General features: G+C 57.5%; 12 protein-coding genes. 2 read left to right on the forward strand and 10 right to left on the reverse strand.

The genetic code is table 11. The features are described 5' to 3' along the window. Positions 1-260: 260 nt before the first annotated feature. Positions 261-623, forward strand: coding sequence for a 6-carboxytetrahydropterin synthase QueD (gene queD, locus FKM52_RS12645; protein WP_141176537.1), 363 nt, complete (start codon positions 261-263; stop codon positions 621-623). A 19-nt stretch (positions 624-642) separates the two neighbouring features. Here the strand turns inward: queD and FKM52_RS12650 are convergent, their stop codons facing one another. The 7 genes from FKM52_RS12650 to rlmD form a co-directional block, all read right to left on the reverse strand. Beyond that, positions 643-1950 (reverse strand): NAD(P)/FAD-dependent oxidoreductase, encoded by a 1308-nt coding sequence (locus tag FKM52_RS12650; protein WP_141176538.1) that lies wholly within the window; start codon positions 1948-1950, stop codon positions 643-645. A gap of 63 nt (positions 1951-2013) precedes the next feature. After that, positions 2014-2685 carry a 7-carboxy-7-deazaguanine synthase QueE gene (gene queE / locus FKM52_RS12655; protein ID WP_141176539.1) on the reverse strand — a complete coding sequence of 224 codons (672 nt, stop codon included), beginning with the start codon at positions 2683-2685 and terminating at the stop codon, positions 2014-2016. A 160-nt stretch (positions 2686-2845) separates the two neighbouring features. Continuing rightward, on the reverse strand, positions 2846-4141 hold the full coding sequence (gene eno, locus FKM52_RS12660) for a phosphopyruvate hydratase (protein ID WP_141176540.1): 1296 nt from the start codon (positions 4139-4141) through the stop codon (positions 2846-2848). Between the two features lie 76 nt (positions 4142-4217). After that, complete coding sequence (gene pyrG / locus FKM52_RS12665) at positions 4218-5855, reverse strand: glutamine hydrolyzing CTP synthase (protein ID WP_141176541.1); 1638 nt, start codon at positions 5853-5855, stop codon at positions 4218-4220. Positions 5856-7002: 1147 nt separating this feature from the next. After that, positions 7003-7800 (reverse strand): nucleoside triphosphate pyrophosphohydrolase, encoded by a 798-nt coding sequence (gene mazG / locus FKM52_RS12670; protein WP_141176542.1) that lies wholly within the window; start codon positions 7798-7800, stop codon positions 7003-7005. Between the two features lie 64 nt (positions 7801-7864). Next, on the reverse strand, positions 7865-10096 hold the full coding sequence (gene relA, locus FKM52_RS12675; RefSeq protein ID WP_141176543.1) for a GTP diphosphokinase: 2232 nt from the start codon (positions 10094-10096) through the stop codon (positions 7865-7867). 28 nt (positions 10097-10124) lie between these two features. Then, on the reverse strand, positions 10125-11441 hold the full coding sequence (gene rlmD, locus FKM52_RS12680; RefSeq protein ID WP_141176544.1) for a 23S rRNA (uracil(1939)-C(5))-methyltransferase RlmD: 1317 nt from the start codon (positions 11439-11441) through the stop codon (positions 10125-10127). Between the two features lie 92 nt (positions 11442-11533). On the opposite strand from rlmD, the gene barA reads away from it, so the two are divergent. Beyond that, the gene (barA, locus tag FKM52_RS12685) at positions 11534-14263 is read left to right on the forward strand and encodes a two-component sensor histidine kinase BarA (protein ID WP_141176545.1); all 2730 of its coding nucleotides are present in this window, start codon (positions 11534-11536) and stop codon (positions 14261-14263) included. Here the strand turns inward: barA and FKM52_RS12690 are convergent. From FKM52_RS12690 to garL, 3 genes are all read right to left on the reverse strand, one after another. Further along, positions 14254-15402 (reverse strand): glycerate kinase, encoded by a 1149-nt coding sequence (locus FKM52_RS12690; protein ID WP_141176546.1) that lies wholly within the window; start codon positions 15400-15402, stop codon positions 14254-14256. The two genes, barA and FKM52_RS12690, sit on opposite strands and share 10 nt — an antisense overlap. 82 nt (positions 15403-15484) lie before the next feature. Next, the gene (garR, locus tag FKM52_RS12695; protein WP_141176547.1) at positions 15485-16375 is read right to left on the reverse strand and encodes a 2-hydroxy-3-oxopropionate reductase; all 891 of its coding nucleotides are present in this window, start codon (positions 16373-16375) and stop codon (positions 15485-15487) included. A gap of 12 nt (positions 16376-16387) precedes the next feature. Continuing rightward, positions 16388-17158 carry a 2-dehydro-3-deoxyglucarate aldolase gene (garL, locus tag FKM52_RS12700; protein WP_141176548.1) on the reverse strand — a complete coding sequence of 257 codons (771 nt, stop codon included), beginning with the start codon at positions 17156-17158 and terminating at the stop codon, positions 16388-16390. Between the last annotated feature and the right edge of the window lie 15 nt (positions 17159-17173).

Consider the following 17173-nt stretch of genomic DNA (forward strand, 5'->3'; position numbering starts at 1 on the left):
ACGGGAGAGAAGACAGGTTACCGAGTCACCTGATAAGCGGTAAATAAAGGTTGGCAATAATAAATAACAAAAATGACTAAACACTTTTAGCGATATAGCTTACTGTTTTAACCGTTTTTAAATGATCATAGTTATCAACACATTAGCTAAGCTGGCGGATCTAACGGTTGCTGAAGGCGGTTAAAGAGGGCGAAACGGATGCGAAAAAACTCATTTTCCGGTAGACTTCGCCGGTTTTTGCTACAGTTGAGACCGCGATCATGGCCACCACGCTTTTTAAAGATTTCCAGTTCGAAGCCGCACACCATCTGCCGCACGTACCTGAGGGCCACAAATGTGGACGTTTACACGGGCACTCCTTTCTGGTGCGTCTTGAAATTACCGGCGATGTCGATCCCCATACCGGCTGGATTATGGATTTCGCCGAGCTGAAGGCCGCCTTCAAACCGGTGTACGATCGCCTCGATCACTACTATCTGAACGATATTCCGGGGCTGGAAAACCCCACCAGCGAAGTGCTGGCGGCGTGGATCTGGCAGCAAATGAAGCCGGTTGTGCCGCTGCTAAGCGCGGTAACGGTCAAAGAAACCTGCACTGCCGGCTGCGTGTATCGCGGCGAATAGTCCCTTATTCGCCCGGCCGTTAACACTCCTTGCGGCCAAGCCAGCGCTCTTTTTGCAGCGCGGCTTCAATGGCGATATCCAGTACCGGCGAAGGGGGAAGCCAGTTGGCTTTGCCCAGCGACTGCATCTCAGCCAGCAGCGGGTTATCCTCGCCGGAAACGGAATCCGCCAGCAGCTCTCCGGCAATGGTCTGCTTGGTAATGCCCGCGCCGTTACAGCCGCCCGCCGTATAAAGAAAATTATTTATCTTGCCCCATAGCGGCGCGCCGTTGCGGGTGACGCTAATGGTGCCGGACCAGCAGTGGCTGAAGCTGACGTCACTTAGCTGCGGATAGACTTTAGCGAAAAACTGGCGATGTGAACGGATGGCGCGCTCGGTTTGAGCAGCGGTTACGCGCCCGCGCAGGGCGGGAACCACATGCTGACGCAGCAGGAAGCGGCGATCCGCAGTAAACCTCAGCGTAGCGCCCGCGATGGCGTTAACCGGCGTCAGGCCCCAGCTTTCCATTTGCGGCAGCCGGGCCAGCTGCTGCTCGCTAAGCGGCGGCGTCAGGCTGGCGAAGGTCGCCATCGCCGCCTGGCGTCTGATGCCGGGCAGCAGGTTCGCCGAGAGCGCATTGGTCGCCAGCATTATCTTCGGCGCCCGCACCAGTCCCGTTGGCGTATAAACCGTGGCGAGACGATCGTAGCTGATATCCAGCGCCGGGCTGTGGTAGTAAAGACTGACGTTTTCCGGCAGCGTCTGCGCCAGGCCCGCTACCAGCAGCGCTGGATTCACCAGCACCGTATCCGGAGTAAAGATGCCCTGCTGATAGAATTGCGTTCCCAGCCGATCGCGCAGCGCCTGCGCATCCAGCCGCTGATAGCTTTCGCCCATCTGCTCCAGGCTGGCGCAGTAGTCCTGCAGTATCCGCTCCTGCCCGCTTGCCGCCTGGCAATGATATTTACCGGCCTCTTCCCAGTCACAGGCGATATGGTGCTCATCCACCAGCTTTTTCAGGCGCGCCTTGCCCGCCTGCAGCAGCTTGCGCCAGGCGTGCGCCTTTTGCAGTTCTGCGGTTGAGCTGCCGATATTGTGCGGAAGGCCGATGATAAAGCCGGAGTTCCTGCCGGAGGCGCCTTCATAGGCCGTACCGGCCTCCAGTACTACGATTTTCTTTTCAGGATGCAGCGTTGCCAGCCGCCGGGCAAAAGCCAGGCCGGCAAAACCCGCGCCGATAACCACCCAGTCGGCGTCAACCGCGGTAGTCAGTGCAGGAAACAGCGCAGGCTGCGGATGCTGGCTCAGCCAGCCGGATATATTCTGATTAAGCGGTATCGCGTTCATAGCCCTTCCTTTGGTGAGGTTACTCCAGAACTGGAGTGTACCACCCGCAGGCAGGGGCGTTAATCAGGCGATATTAAGGTATTTATGCGTTTGCATTGAGAGGCGCCAGTTGCGGGCGATACAGGTAGCAATACAAAGCCGCGTGGCATCCTCTTTCTGGCTGATCGGCTGCAGCGCGACGATACGCGTCTTACTGTCCGACAAACCGGCCAGCAGCGCATCCAGCGCATCGATATCGCGCTGGCGGGCAACCGGATGTTTAATCTCATCGGCGCGCAGCAGCGCCTGCTCCAGCACGTCGTAGCCGCCGCGCATATTCACTTTAGGCGAGACAGTGACCCAGGTTTGCGACGTGCAGCGCACCGGATGGGTGCCGCTGGTTTCAATCTGGCAGCTGAAGCCCGCCTGCTGTAGCGCTTCGGTCAGCGGGGTGAGATCGTGAATGCAGGGTTCGCCGCCGGTAATTACCACGTGGCGGGCGGTCCACTGCTGCTCAGCGATGGTTCGCAGCAGCGCATCGGCATCGGCGGCGCCCCAGGCATCGCTTTCCACGGTTTTAATCAGAATATCGCCCAGCGAAGTTTCCCGATCGGCCAGTTTGTCCCAGGTATGTTTGGTATCGCACCAGCTGCAGCCCACCGGGCAGCCCTGCAGGCGGATAAAGATTGCCGGAACGCCGGTGTAATAACCTTCGCCCTGCAACGTCTGGAACATTTCATTAATCGGGTACTGCATGATGGCCTCGCGCTGGACAATAAGGCCGCAGATTATGGCAGATGAAAGGAGGGACGCCAAACGCCATTGACCAAAAAGACACAAACTGAAAACAAAAAAGCCCCGTCAAAACGGGGCCTGCAGGCACAGCGGCGAATCTCTTCACCGCTTAGCGGGTCAATTACTGACCTTTGATTTCTTTAAGACCGTTGAACGGCGCTTTCGCACCCAGCGCTTCTTCGATACGAATCAGCTGGTTGTATTTAGCAACGCGGTCAGAACGGCTCATAGAACCGGTTTTGATCTGGCCAGCCGCAGTACCTACCGCCAGGTCAGCGATGGTAGCGTCTTCGGTTTCGCCTGAACGGTGAGAGATAACGGCGGTGTAGCCGGCATCTTTCGCCATTTTGATGGCAGCCAGGGTTTCGCTCAGGGAGCCAATCTGGTTGAATTTAATCAGAATGGAGTTAGCGATACCTTTTTCGATACCTTCTTTCAGGATTTTGGTGTTGGTTACGAACAGGTCGTCGCCCACCAGCTGGATTTTGTCGCCCAGCACTTTGGTCTGGTAAGCGAAGCCTTCCCAGTCAGATTCGTCCAGGCCATCTTCGATGGAAACGATCGGATACTGTTTGGTCAGATCTTCCAGGAAGTGAGTGAACTCTTCAGAGGTGAACGCTTTGTTGCCTTCGCCAGCCAGCACGTATTTACCATCTTTGTAGAACTCAGAAGCCGCGCAGTCCATCGCCAGGGTAATGTCTTTGCCCAGCTCGTAGCCTGCTGCTTTTACCGCTTCAGCGATAACCGCCAGCGCTTCGGCGTTGGAACCCAGGTTCGGCGCGTAGCCGCCTTCGTCGCCAACAGCGGTGTTCATGCCTTTGCCTTTCAGCACTTTTGCCAGGTGATGGAAGACTTCAGAACCCATACGGATAGCTTCTTTAACGCTGGAAGCGCCAACCGGCTGGATCATGAATTCCTGGATGTCGACGTTGTTGTCGGCATGTTCACCACCGTTGATGATGTTCATCATCGGCAGCGGCATAGAGAATTTGCCCGGCGTACCGTTCAGTTCAGCAATGTGCTCATACAGCGGCATGCCTTTTGCTGCGGCTGCAGCTTTGGCGTTAGCCAGGGAAACCGCCAGAATCGCGTTAGCACCGAAGTTAGATTTGTTTTCAGTACCGTCCAGGTCGATCATGATTTTATCGATGTTCGCCTGATCTTTGGCATCTTTGCCCAGAATGGCTTCAGCGATCGGACCGTTTACTGCCGCAACTGCTTTAGTGACGCCTTTGCCCAGGAAGCGTGATTTGTCGCCGTCACGCAGTTCCAGCGCTTCGCGAGAACCGGTAGAAGCGCCTGACGGCGCGGCAGCCATACCGACAAAACCGCCTTCCAGATGAACTTCAGCTTCAACAGTCGGGTTACCACGTGAGTCGATGATTTCGCGACCGATGACTTTAACGATTTTGGACATTAGTTTTTCCTCAGTACAAGTTAAGCTAAAACTCAGACAAACAGCGCGCGAACCTGCGCGCGCCGTTATGAAACTCTTACTTCACTTGATGCTTCTGGTACTCGCTTGCCGCCTTCACAAAGCCGGCAAAGAGCGGGTGACCATCGCGCGGCGTTGAGGTGAATTCCGGGTGGAACTGACACGCAACAAACCACGGGTGGTTCGGATTTTCAATAATTTCAACCAGCTGGTTATCGCCAGAGCGCCCTGCGATACGCAGGCCGGCCGCTTCAATAGGTTTCAGCAGCATGTTGTTGACTTCATAACGATGACGATGACGTTCAACAATGGTTTCGGAGCCGTAAAGCTGGCGCACCAGGCTGTTTTCCGTCAGCTGGCACTGCTGGCTGCCGAGACGCATGGTGCCGCCCAGATCGCTCTGTTCGCTGCGTACTTCCACATTGCCGTTTTCGTCACGCCATTCGGTGATTAACGCCACCACCGGATATTTACAGTCTGGCACAAATTCAGTGGAGTTGGCGTCCGCCATACCGACGACGTTACGAGCGAACTCCATCAGCGCCACCTGCATGCCCAGGCAGATGCCCAGATAGGGAATGTTGTTTTCACGCGCATACTGGGCAGTCAAAATTTTGCCTTCAATACCGCGCGGGCCGAAGCCGCCAGGCACCAGGATCGCATCCAGGCCTTTCAATACTTCCACACCGCGAGATTCTACATCCTGCGAGTCGATTAGCTTGATGTTTACCGTAACGCGATTTTTCAGGCCGCCATGTTTCAGCGCTTCGATGACCGATTTATACGCATCCGGCAGTTCAACATATTTGCCCACCATACCGATGGTGACTTCGCCGCCAGGATTGGCCTCTTCGTAGACGACCTGTTCCCATTCAGCGAGATTCGCTTCCGGCACGTTCAGGCTGAATCGTTTACAAATATAATCGTCCAGCCCCTGTGATTTCAACAGGGCAGGAATTTTATAGATGGAATCAACATCTTTCAGCGAGATAACCGCTTTTTCCGGTACGTTACAGAACAGCGCGATTTTGGCGCGTTCGTTGGCCGGTACGGCGCGATCGGAGCGGCAAATCAGCACATCCGGCTGGATACCGATAGAGAGCAGCTCTTTTACCGAGTGCTGAGTAGGCTTGGTTTTTACTTCGCCCGCCGCGGCCATGTAGGGGACCAGCGTCAGGTGCAGATAAAGGGTGTGTTCGCGTCCTACATCAACCGCCATCTGGCGGATAGCCTCAAGGAACGGCAGCGATTCGATATCACCGACGGTACCGCCGATTTCTACCAGCACCACGTCATGGCCTTCGCCGCCTTCAATGATGCGTTCTTTGATGGCATTGGTGATATGCGGAATGACCTGAATGGTAGCGCCAAGGTAGTCGCCGCGGCGTTCTTTGCGCAACACCTCAGAATAGATGCGGCCAGTGGTAAAGTTATTGCGACGCGTCATTTTGGTGCGAATGAAGCGTTCGTAGTGGCCTAAATCGAGATCGGTTTCAGCGCCATCATCGGTGACGAATACTTCACCGTGCTGAGTGGGGCTCATGGTACCCGGATCGACGTTGATGTACGGGTCCAGCTTCATGATGGTCACGTTCAGGCCACGCGCCTCAAGAATGGCTGCGAGGGAGGCTGCGGCAATGCCTTTACCCAGAGAGGATACGACCCCGCCGGTCACAAAAATATAGTTCGTTGTCATGCTGAACCTGAGAGTTGAGGTTTAAAGACGGTGGAATAACCAGGACGGGAAAACAGTATACCGGATTCACCTCCCCCCTACAATTGATCATTCTCCGCCGCCGCGACTGCTCGTGACGGCATACCTTAACGAAGCCGATCGCAAAAAGGGTTGATTTGCGTCATGAGCGATACGCATTTTCCACCAAAAGCTGAAACGAGTAAGCGAAAAGCTGTTTTGCCAGGCTGATGCAGTATTTTATGCTGGCAAATCGGGGGATTAACTCAGGTTAGCGGTCAGTCGGGGCCGGGCGAGCTGATGGCATTAAAAACTATCCTGAGCGGATTAGACAAAGAGCGGTTCAGCGACAGAATGGATGGTGTTAAAAACTAACCGGGGCCGGTCAGGCAAAGCGCGGGTCACGGCGGGATAGATGGTGTTAAAAACCGCCCGGAGCCGGTCAGGCAAAGCGCGGGCCAACGGCAGAATAGATAATGTTAAAAACCGCCCGGAGTCGGTCAGGCAAAGCGCGGGCCAACGGCAGAATAGATAGTGTTAAAAACCACCCGGAGCCGGTCAGGCGAAGAGCGGGCCAGCGGCGGAACGGCATGAATCCATCCTGGAGCCTCCGCCCGCGCCGTCCATGGCGCGGGAGGTCCGCCTTATGTCCCGCGCTTCGCCCTCCCTTAAGATCGGACTAGCGAAACCTGACCTCAGGAAAACATCATAAAATGGTTATAACTAGCTCCCTGTGCAGACAAACCTTCAACATCTATCTTTGTTTAGCTCCGGCAAATTATCACCTGAAGTCAGGGAAGCGGGGAAAGGCCGCAAAGTAAAGCCTCCGCGTCAGGGATGACGCGGCGGAGTCTCCAGGGATGGATTGACGACGTCTTTACGTCGCGGCCTTTCTCCCGCTGACGGCTGCGGAGCGGTTTTAATGAGTATCAAAAGATCTCCCGACGGATGACATAAACGCGCGAATTCCATCACGGGCAAAACTCAACAATCCATCGCCTGAAGTCTGGGAAGCGGGGAAAGGCCGCAAAGTAAAGCCTCCGCGTCAGGGATGACGCGGCGAAGACTCCAGGGATGGATTGACGACGTCTTTACGTCGCGGCCTTTCTCCCGCTGACGGCTGCGGAGCGGTTTTTAAAACCCACCGCCTCTACCGGCTGGACGCCTTCTCACCGGCTTTCACCTGCTGCCAGGCGGCCTCCATCTGATCCAGCGACGCCTCGCTCATCACCATCCCCTGCGCGGCTATAATTTGCTCAACCTGACGAAAACGACGCTCAAACTTCACGTTCGCCTTCTGCAAAGCCGTCTCCGCCTTCGTGCCCAAATGCCGCGCCAGATTTACAGTGGCGAACAGCAAATCGCCGACTTCCTCCTCCAGCTTCGCTTCATCCACCACTGCCTGCTGCGCCTCGTGCATCACCTCATCAATCTCTTCATGCACCTTATCCACCACCGGCCCCAGCGACGTCCAGTCGAAACCGACATTATGACAGCGCTTCTGGATCTTCTGGGCGCGCATCAGCGCGGGCAGCGCCTGCGGAATATCGTCCAGCGCCGAATGCTGCTCCTTCTTCGCCCGCTCCTGCTGCTTAATCTGCTCCCAGTTACGCAACGCCTCCTCGCTTCCCGCCACCTGCGCATCGGCAAAAATATGTGGATGACGCCGCTCCAGCTTATCGGCGATGCCGCGACAGATATCCTCAAAGCTAAAACGCCCTTCTTCCTGCGCCAACTGCGCATAGAACACCACCTGAAACAGCAGATCGCCTAACTCAGCGCGCAGATCTTCATAATCCTCGCGCTGAATAGCATCCAGCACCTCATAGGTCTCTTCCAGCGTATAGGGAGCAATGGTGGCGTAAGTTTGCTGACGATCCCAGGGGCAGCCGTGTTGCGGATCGCGCAGGGTCTGCATAATAGCCAGCAGACGATCAAGAGCAGTCATAATAAAACCTTAGGTAATAAGCGGATACCGGCATGAACGTAACAGGCGCGTTCATGCCGGTCAATTAATGCAGACGTCGGGCGTCGATGATATCAGGCACCTGATTCAGGCGCGCCAGCACGCGCCCCAGTACCTGCTGATTGTAAATCTCAATATCCATATCAATAGTTGCCAGCTGCTTACGCGTATCGCTGCGGCTCGATACGCCCAGCACATTAACCTTCTCATTGGCGAGAATAGTGGTAATGTCGCGCAGCAGCCCGCTACGATCGTTAGCCGTTACGCGCACCACCAGCGAATAGCCGCTGGAGTAGCTCTCGCCCCATACCGCGTCAACTATACGCTCCGGCGCGTGGGACATCAGCTCCGCCAGCTGATCGCAATCGGCACGATGAATGGAAATACCGCGCCCCTGGGTAATAAAGCCCACGATATCGTCGCCCGGAATCGGCTGACAGCAGCGGGCAATATGGTGCATCAGATTGCCTACGCCCTCGACCACCACGCGCCCGCTCTCTTTACCGGAGCGCGGCGGCGTATGAGATTTTTGCGTCAGCTGGCGCAGCGCTTCGCGATCTTCCTCCTCGGCGCTCGGCTTATTCAGCTTCGCCTGCAGAAAATTCACCATCTGATTAAGACGAATATCGCCGCCGCCAATCGCCGCCAGCAGCTCATCAAGCGTGGTGACGTTATAGCGCGGCAGCAGCAGCTTCTCCGCCTCTTTCAGACTGATATCCAGATGGCTCAGCTCGTTATCGAGAATCTGCCGCCCCGCCGCAATATTCTTATCGCGATCCTGTTTACGGAACCAGGCATGAATTTTCGAGCGCCCGCGGCTGGTAGTCACATAGCCGAGATTGGGATTCAGCCAGTCGCGGCTGGGATTCGGCTGCTTCTGGGTAATGATTTCAATCTGATCGCCCATCTGCAGCTGATAGGTAAAGGGCACGATGCGTCCGCCGATTTTAGCGCCGATACAGCGGTGGCCGATATCGCTGTGGATATGGTAGGCAAAATCAAGCGGCGTAGAGCCAGCCGGCAGATCGACCACGTCGCCTTTCGGCGTAAACACATAAACGCGATCGTCAAACACCTGGCTGCGCACCTCTTCCAGCAGCTCGCCGGTGTCCGCCATCTCTTCCTGCCAGGCGATCAGCTTACGCAGCCAGGCTATCCGCTCCTCATGGCCCTGCGCGCCGCGCGTCTGGCCGCCGGCTCCCTCTTTATACTTCCAGTGCGCGGCAACGCCCAGTTCCGCATCTTCATGCATCTGTCGCGTACGGATCTGAATCTCTACCGTTTTGCCGCCCGGCCCCAACACCACGGTGTGGATCGACTGATAGCCGTTTGGCTTCGGATTCGCTACGTAATCATCAAACTCATCCGGCAGATGGCGATAGAGCGTGTGTACAATGCCCAGCGCGCCGTAGCAGTCCTGCAGACGTTCGGCAACAATACGCACCGCGCGCACGTCAAACAGCTCATCAAACGCCAGCGACTTTTTCTGCATCTTGCGCCAGATGCTGTAGATATGCTTCGGACGCCCGTAAACCTCCGCCTTCACCCCCTCGCGCGCCATCTCCGCGCGCAGGTTCTCGACAAAGGATTCAATATACTGCTCGCGATCGATGCGGCGCTCGTGCAGCAGCCGGGCGATGCGCTTATATTCATCGGGATGGAGATAACGGAAGCAAAAATCCTCCAGCTCCCACTTCAGCTGGCCGATGCCGAGGCGGTTAGCCAGCGGCGCATAGATATTGGTACACTCCTTGGCCGCCAGCACGCGCTCATCTTCCGGCGCATCCTTCATTTCACGCAGATGGGCGATACGTTCCGCCAGCTTAATTACCACGCAGCGGAAATCCTCTACCATCGCCAGCAGCATCCGGCGCACGTTATCTACCTGCTCTGAGGCCATCGAATCGTTATGGATGGCTTTCAGCTGGCGAATGGCGTCCATATCGCGCACGCCGTGCACCAGCGAAACGATCGCTTTGCCGAAGGTTTCCTCCAGCGTCTCCTCGGAAACTACGTTGGCATCCGCCAGCGGGAACACCAGCGCAGCGCGCAGGGTATCGTTATCCATGCTGAGCATCGAGAGAATTTCCACCATCTCAATGCCGCGCCACAGCAGCAGCGACTGTTCGGGATGCGCCTGCGTGGCGGCCTCGCAGTAGCGCCAGGTATCGGCCAGACGTTCACTTGATTGCGGATTAACGATCCCCAGGCTGGTGATCCATTGATCGAGCGCGAACTCGCCAGCCGTATTCAAATGTGCGCTTCTTACCGCAACCATAACCTCTCCTGGCAACCTGTAAAGATACTTACGTTTTACTGAATAACACCATGGATTCAAGGTGGCTCGTCTGCGGGAACATATCGAGCATCGCCACCCTTTCCAGGCGATAACCGGCCGACAGCAGCACCTGGCTGTCCCGGGCAAGTGTAGTTGGGTTACAGGAAACATAAACCACGCGTTGCGGCGCGAGTTTAGCGATATGCTGCATTACGCCGCCCGCACCGGCACGCGCGGGGTCCAGTAACACCTTATCAAAACCGTGCGCCGCCCAGGGCTGACGCGTTACATCTTCTTCCAGGTTCTCATGAAAAAAAGTGATGTTTTCCAGACCATTCAGCCTGGCATTATACGCACCTCGCGCCGTTAAAGCTGCTACACCCTCCACACCCACGACATTTCCTGCAATTTTTGCGGCTGGAATTGTGAAATTTCCCATGCCGCAAAACAGATCCAGCAGGCGATCCTGCGGCTGCAAATCGAGCCATGCCAGCGCCTTCGCCACCATTTTTTGATTTACCGCGTCGTTCACCTGAATAAAATCGCGCGGGTTAAAAGTTAACCTCAGCTGATGAGACTGATAACAGGGCCAATCGCCGCTTACCTGCTCCGTCTGTTCGCTATCCGCCGCCAGAAACAGCGCCAGCCCGTGCTGATACGAAAACCGTTCCAGCTTTTGCCGATCCGCGGCGCTTAGCGGATCGAGATGGCGCAGCACCATCAGCGGGCCGTTGTCCGCCCGCACCAGCTCAACGTGCCCCAGCCGCCGCACCGCCTGTAGCGATGCCAGACATTCTCTTAGCGGCAGCAACAGGCTTTCCAGTTCAGGCTGCAAAATGGGGCAACAGTCGATCGAAACCAGCTCACTGGAAGCGACCTTGCGAAAGCCCATCTGCAGGGTCTGCGTTTTGGCCTGATACTGCAGGCCAAGGCGGGCGCGGCGGCGATAGCCGTAGGCCGCGTCGCCGATAATCTCATCCACCGTCGTCTGTCGCCCGGTCTCGCGCGTCAAAAGATGAGCCAGCGCGTCGGCCTTGCTCTGCTGCTGCAGCGTCTGGGAGGCGTGCTGCTGCTGGCAGCCGCCGCAGGTGCCGAACCAGCGGCAGCGCGGCGCGACCCGCTCCGGGCTGGGCTGCAAAATACGCTGCGCTCGTCCGCGGGCGTAGTGGCGTTTATCCTCCAGCAGCGCCACCTCTACCTGCTCGCCCGGCAGCGCGCCGCTGACAAACAGCGTTTTACCCTGATGACGCGCCACGCCCTGCCCGAAAGCATCGAGTTCGTGAATAGTGACGGTTATTGTTTGCCGGGTCGTCACACGCCGTTTTGCGGAGTAGAATTGCGCCATAGTGGAATAGGATCTCTGAATAATTGCTACGCGAAGTGATGCCTGCTTTGCCGCATCACTGCCCGTAGGGAATTGTCTCATACCGGACTATCATGACCAAATACAGCCTGCGGGCAAGGATGATGATTTTAATACTGGCGCCGACCCTGATGATTGGTCTGCTGCTCAGTACATTTTTTGTGGTGCATCGCTACAATGAACTACAGCGGCAGCTGGTTGATGCCGGCGCCAATATTATCGAGCCGCTGGCGGTTTCCAGTGAGTATGGCATGACGTTTCACAGCCGCGAATCGGTGCGTCAGCTGGTCAGCCTGCTGCACCGTCGCCACTCTGATATCGTGCGCGCCATCACAGTGTTTGACGATAAAAATCAGATTTTCGTCACCTCCAATTATCACCTCAATCAGAACCAGCTGCGCCTGCCCAGCGGCGCCAGCCTGCCAAGCCTGACGATGATTGAGCGCCACGGCAACGCGATGGTGCTGCGCACGCCGGTAGTCTCTGAGAGCTACTACCCCGATGAGTCGCCGGGACGGGACGCCAAGCCGACCGGCAATCCGCTGGGCTATGTGGCGATCGAGCTGGATTTACAGTCGGTCAGGCTACAGCAGTATAAAGAAATCTTTGTTTCCACCCTGCTGCTGCTGTTTTGCCTCTGCATCGCCATGATGTTCGCCTATCGGCTGATGCGCGACGTAACCGGGCCGATACGCAATATGGTCAGCACCGTAGACCGTATTCGCCGCGGCCAGCTCGATAGTCGGGTTGAGGGCTATATGCTGGGCGAGCTGGATATGCTGAAAAACGGCATCAACGCCATGGCGATGTCGTTAACCGCCTACCACGAAGAGATGCAGCAGAATATCGATCAGGCGACTTCCGATCTGCGCGAAACGCTGGAGCAGATGGAGATTCAAAACGTCGAGCTGGATCTGGCGAAGCGACGCGCGCAGGAAGCGGCGCGTATCAAATCCGAATTCCTCGCCAATATGTCGCACGAACTGCGCACGCCGCTTAACGGCGTGATCGGCTTTACGCGGCAAACGCTGAAAACGCCGCTCACCTCTACCCAGCGCGACTACCTGCACACCATTGAACGCTCGGCCAATAACCTGCTCAGCATCATTAACGACGTGCTCGATTTCTCCAAGCTGGAGGCGGGCAAGCTGGTGCTGGAGTCGATTCCTTTCCCGCTGCGCGCCACGCTGGATGAAACCCTGGTGCTGCTGGCGCCTTCGGCCCACGATAAAGGGCTGGAGCTGACCATCAACGTCCAGAGCGAGGTGCCGGATAATGTGATTGGCGATCCGCTGCGTTTACAGCAAATTCTGACCAACCTGATCGGCAACGCGGTGAAGTTTACCGAGCGCGGCAATATCGATATTCGCGTTGAGAAGCGCGGCCTGAGCAACAACAGCGTCGAGCTGGAAGTTCAGGTGCATGACAGCGGCATCGGCATTGCGGAACGGCAGCAGTCGCAGCTGTTCCAGGCGTTCCGTCAGGCCGACGCCAGCATTTCGCGCCGCCACGGCGGCACCGGGCTCGGCCTGGTGATTACGCAAAAGCTGGTTAACGAGATGGGCGGCGAAATCGCCTTTCACAGCCGGCTGAATCAGGGATCCACCTTCTGGTTTCACGTCAGCCTGGCGTTAAACCCCAACGCCGCCAGCGATCCGCGCGCGCTGGACGATCTGCGCGGCAAGCGGCTCGCCTATGTCGAAGCGAATCCGGCGGCGGCGCAGGCGGCGCTGGATATGCTGAGCACCACGCCGCTGCAAATCAGCTACAGCCTGACGCTGGAAGGATTGACGGAATCGCACTATGACATGCTGCTGGTGGGGCTGCCCATCAGCCAGCGCGCCGAAAGCATCACCTCGCAGGCGTTTATCAACAGCCTGACGGCACGCGCCGACTGCGTCATCATGGCGCTGCCCAGCCAGATGCTGTTGCAGGCGGAACAGTTGAAAAGCAACGGCATCGACGCCTGCCTGTGCAAGCCGGTTACCCGCACGCGGCTGATACCGATTATGCTCGATCTGCACGCGCGCAAACGCTATGACCTGCCCGCGCGCGCCCTGCTGCCGCTGACGGTGATGGCGGTGGATGATAATCCGGCCAACCTGAAGCTGATCGGCGCTTTGCTGGAAGAGCAGGTGGAGCATATCGTGCTGTGCGACAGCGGCGAAAAAGCCATTGCGCTGGCGCAGCAGCAGGAACTGGATATTATCCTGATGGATATTCAGATGCCGGAAATCGACGGTATTCGCGCCAGCGAGCTGATTCGCGAACTGCCCCAGCATGCCAGCACGCCGATTATCGCCGTTACCGCTCACGCTATTGACGGCGAGCGCGGGCATCTGATTAAAGCCGGCATGAATGACTACCTCGCCAAACCGATAGATGAGATAAAACTAAGCCATCTGCTGGCGCGTTACTCCTCCTCGCTGCAGCAGCCAGCGCTGGAGGCGCCGGTCATTTCGCCCTCTCTCGACTGGCAGCTGGCGCTGCATCAGGCCGCTAACAAGCCCGATCTGGCGCGCGATCTGCTGCAGATGCTGCTCGATTTCCTGCCGGAAGTGCGCGAACAGGTTGAACAGTGCCTGGCGGAAAATCGCCTGCACGGGCTACAGGAAATCATTCATAAGCTGCACGGCAGCGCCAGCTACAGCGGCGTGCCGCGTATGAAGCAGCTGTGTCGACAAATAGAACACAGCCTGCGGCTCAGCGGCGACGTCGCCTCGCTGGAGCCAGAGCTGTTAGAACTGCTGGATGAGATGGAGAATGTGGCGCGGGAGGCGCGCCACATATTGAGTCAGGCCTGATCGAGCATCCGGCCGATTTTCAGGGTGGCGGCGATATTACGCGCCGTCATACGTACGTTTTGCGCGGCGTTATCCAGCGCCTCTTCCAGCGTACAGATGGAGTAGATAACGCTGTAAACCGCATCCAGCCCGTGCTGATGCACAATGCCGACGTCGGCGGTCAGGCTGCCGGCAATGCCGATTACCGGTTTGTTGTAGCGCTTCGCTACCTTCGCCACGCCGATCGGCACCTTGCCATGCACGGTTTGGCTATCGATACGCCCTTCGCCGGTAATCACCAGCGCGGCATCCCGCACCAGCGCGTCCAGACCCAGCGCCTCGGTAACGATTTCAATGCCGCGCCGCAGCTCCGCGCGGCAGAAAGCGTGCAGCGCCGCGCCCATGCCGCCCGCCGCGCCGCCGCCGGGAACGCGCAGCACGTCAATATCCAGGTCGCGCTGGATAACCGCCGCGTAGTGCTCCAGCGCCGCATCCAGCCGCGCCACCAGCTCAGGCGTCGCCCCTTTCTGCGGGCCGAAAACGGCGGAGGCGCCCTCTTTCCCGGTAAGCGGGTTGGTGACATCGCAGGCCACTTCAAAGCGGCACTGTTGTAAACGCGCATCCAGGGTACTGATATCAATACGCGCCAGCTGCGCCAGCGCGCCGCCGCCATAGCAGATCTGCTCATCTTTTTCATTGAGCAGCTGCGCGCCTAAAGCCTGCATCATGCCGGCGCCGCCGTCGTTGGTGGCGCTGCCGCCAATGCCGATAATAAAACGTTGAACGCCGCGATCCAGCGCGTTGCGGATCAGCTCGCCGGTTCCCCACGAGGTGGTTACCAGCGGATCGCGCTGCGCGGAGGGCACCAGCTCCAGCCCGCTGGCCGCCGCCATTTCAATAAACGCGCAGCTCTCATCGCCGGACAGGCCGTAAAACGCCTCTACCGGTTCGCCCAGCGGCCCGGTGACGGACAGCCTGACGATTTTTCCCTGCGTCGCCGCCACCATCGCCTCCACGGTCCCCTCGCCGCCATCTGCCACCGGCAGCTTGACGTACTGGGCATCGGGGAAGATCGCACGAAAGCCGTTTTCAATCTCCGAAGCGACCTGCAGGGCGGATAAACTTTCTTTATACGAATCCGGTGCAATAACGATTTTCATAAATAGTCCGAGCGCTGTTGAGCTGGCCGCAGCCAGAGAACGAAGCCGGTCAATCTGACCGGCGACATAACCGGGCGGCTGACTAGCGTGAAACTTCAACCTTCGCTAATTTTTCATAATAGCAGGCCAGCGCGCTGTGGTCGGAAGTGCCCATGCCATCAGCCTTCAGCGCCTGCATCATTTCCATTACCGCGGCGGTCAACGGCAGCTGAGCGCCCACGCCGTGCGAGGTATCCAGGGCGTTGCTGAGATCTTTAATATGCAGATCGATACGGAAACCCGGCTTAAAGTTGCGATCCATCACCATCGGCGCTTTAGCGTCCAGCACCGTACTGCCTGCAAGACCACCGCGGATGGCCTGATAAACCAGATCCGGGTTCACGCCCGCTTTGGTCGCCAGCGTTAACGCTTCGGACATCGCCGCAATATTCAGCGCCACGATCACCTGGTTAGCCAGCTTGGTCACGTTGCCCGCGCCGATTTCGCCGGTATGCACCACGGAGCCAGCCATCGCCTTCATCAGATCGTAATGGGCGTCGAACACCGCTTTATCGCCGCCGACCATCACGGAAAGCGTACCGTCGATCGCTTTCGGCTCGCCGCCGCTGACCGGCGCATCCAGCATTTTGATGCCTTTTTTCGCCAGCGCTTCAGAGATTTCGCGGCTGGCCAGCGGCGCGATGGAGCTCATATCGATCAGCACCGTACCGGCTTTCGCACCGTCGATGATGCCGTTTTCGCCCAGCGCCACTTCCTTCACATGGGGCGAGTTCGGCAGCATGGTAATGATGACCTCACACTGTTCAGCGACTTCTTTCGGCGTTTTCGCTGCGGTCGCGCCCAGCTTAACCAGCTCAGCTTCGTTTTCCGCGCTGAAGTCGCGTACCACCAGTGAATAGCCCGCCTTCAGCAGGTTTTTACTCATCGGTTTGCCCATGATGCCCAGGCCAATAAATCCAACTTTCATCATCATTCTCCTCGTAAATTATTTTTTGAAACGATCGCAAAGCGCCTGCGTCGCAGCGCGGAAGACGCCCAGATCGCTGCCTACGGCGACAAAGGTCGCGCCCCACTCCAGGTAGCGGCGCGCATCCGCCTCCACCGGCGCCAGAATGCCGCTCGGCTTACCGCCAGCTTTGGCGCGTGCAAAAATATGCTGAATCACTTTCTGTACTTCAGGATGGGACGGCTGTCCCAGATAACCGAGCGCGGCGGAAAGATCGCCCGGACCGACGAAAATGCCGTCCACGCCGTCAACGGCAATAATGCTGTCGAGGTTATCCACGCCCTGCTGGCTTTCAATCTGCACCAGCACGCTGATATTGCTGTTGATATCGCGGTTATAGTCCGGCAGGGTGCCGTACATATTGCTGCGGTGCGCTACCGATACGCCGCGGATGCCGGCGGGCGGATAACGCGTAGAGGCCACCGCCCGGCGCGCTTCTTCTTCGCTTTCCACAAACGGAATCAGGAAGTTATAGAAACCGATATCCAGCAGACGCTTAATAATCACCGGCTCATTGCAGGGCGGCCTGACCACGGCCGCGCTGCTGCTGCCTTTCAGCGCCATCAGCTGCGGCACGAAAGTGGTGACGTCATTCGGCGCGTGCTCGCCATCCAGCACCAGCCAGTCAAAACCCGCCAGGCCCAACACTTCCGTTGTAATGGGATTAGCCAGCGCACACCAGCTGCCGATCAACGTTTCACCGCTCAGCAGGCGCTGGCGAAAACGGTTGGGATAGGATGAGTGACTCATTCTGTTACCTCTCAG

It is taken from the genome of Mixta tenebrionis, from assembly GCF_006517625.1.
Classification (GTDB): domain Bacteria; phylum Pseudomonadota; class Gammaproteobacteria; order Enterobacterales; family Enterobacteriaceae; genus Mixta; species Mixta tenebrionis.

What these genes read in the sequence shown, in the direction of transcription:
- eno (WP_141176540.1), bottom strand. Translation starts at nt 4,141, where the DNA reads ATGTCCAAAATCGTTAAAGTCATCGGTCGCGAAATCATCGACTCACGT.
- garL (WP_141176548.1), bottom strand. Translation starts at nt 17,158, where the DNA reads ATGAGTCACTCATCCTATCCCAACCGTTTTCGCCAGCGCCTGCTGAGC.
- queD (WP_141176537.1), top strand. Translation starts at nt 261, where the DNA reads ATGGCCACCACGCTTTTTAAAGATTTCCAGTTCGAAGCCGCACACCAT.
- barA (WP_141176545.1), top strand. Translation starts at nt 11,534, where the DNA reads ATGACCAAATACAGCCTGCGGGCAAGGATGATGATTTTAATACTGGCG.
- FKM52_RS12690 (WP_141176546.1), bottom strand. Translation starts at nt 15,402, where the DNA reads ATGAAAATCGTTATTGCACCGGATTCGTATAAAGAAAGTTTATCCGCC.
- garR (WP_141176547.1), bottom strand. Translation starts at nt 16,375, where the DNA reads ATGATGATGAAAGTTGGATTTATTGGCCTGGGCATCATGGGCAAACCG.
- mazG (WP_141176542.1), bottom strand. Translation starts at nt 7,800, where the DNA reads ATGACTGCTCTTGATCGTCTGCTGGCTATTATGCAGACCCTGCGCGAT.
- rlmD (WP_141176544.1), bottom strand. Translation starts at nt 11,441, where the DNA reads ATGGCGCAATTCTACTCCGCAAAACGGCGTGTGACGACCCGGCAAACA.
- queE (WP_141176539.1), bottom strand. Translation starts at nt 2,685, where the DNA reads ATGCAGTACCCGATTAATGAAATGTTCCAGACGTTGCAGGGCGAAGGT.
- FKM52_RS12650 (WP_141176538.1), bottom strand. Translation starts at nt 1,950, where the DNA reads ATGAACGCGATACCGCTTAATCAGAATATATCCGGCTGGCTGAGCCAG.
- relA (WP_141176543.1), bottom strand. Translation starts at nt 10,096, where the DNA reads ATGGTTGCGGTAAGAAGCGCACATTTGAATACGGCTGGCGAGTTCGCG.
- pyrG (WP_141176541.1), bottom strand. Translation starts at nt 5,855, where the DNA reads ATGACAACGAACTATATTTTTGTGACCGGCGGGGTCGTATCCTCTCTG.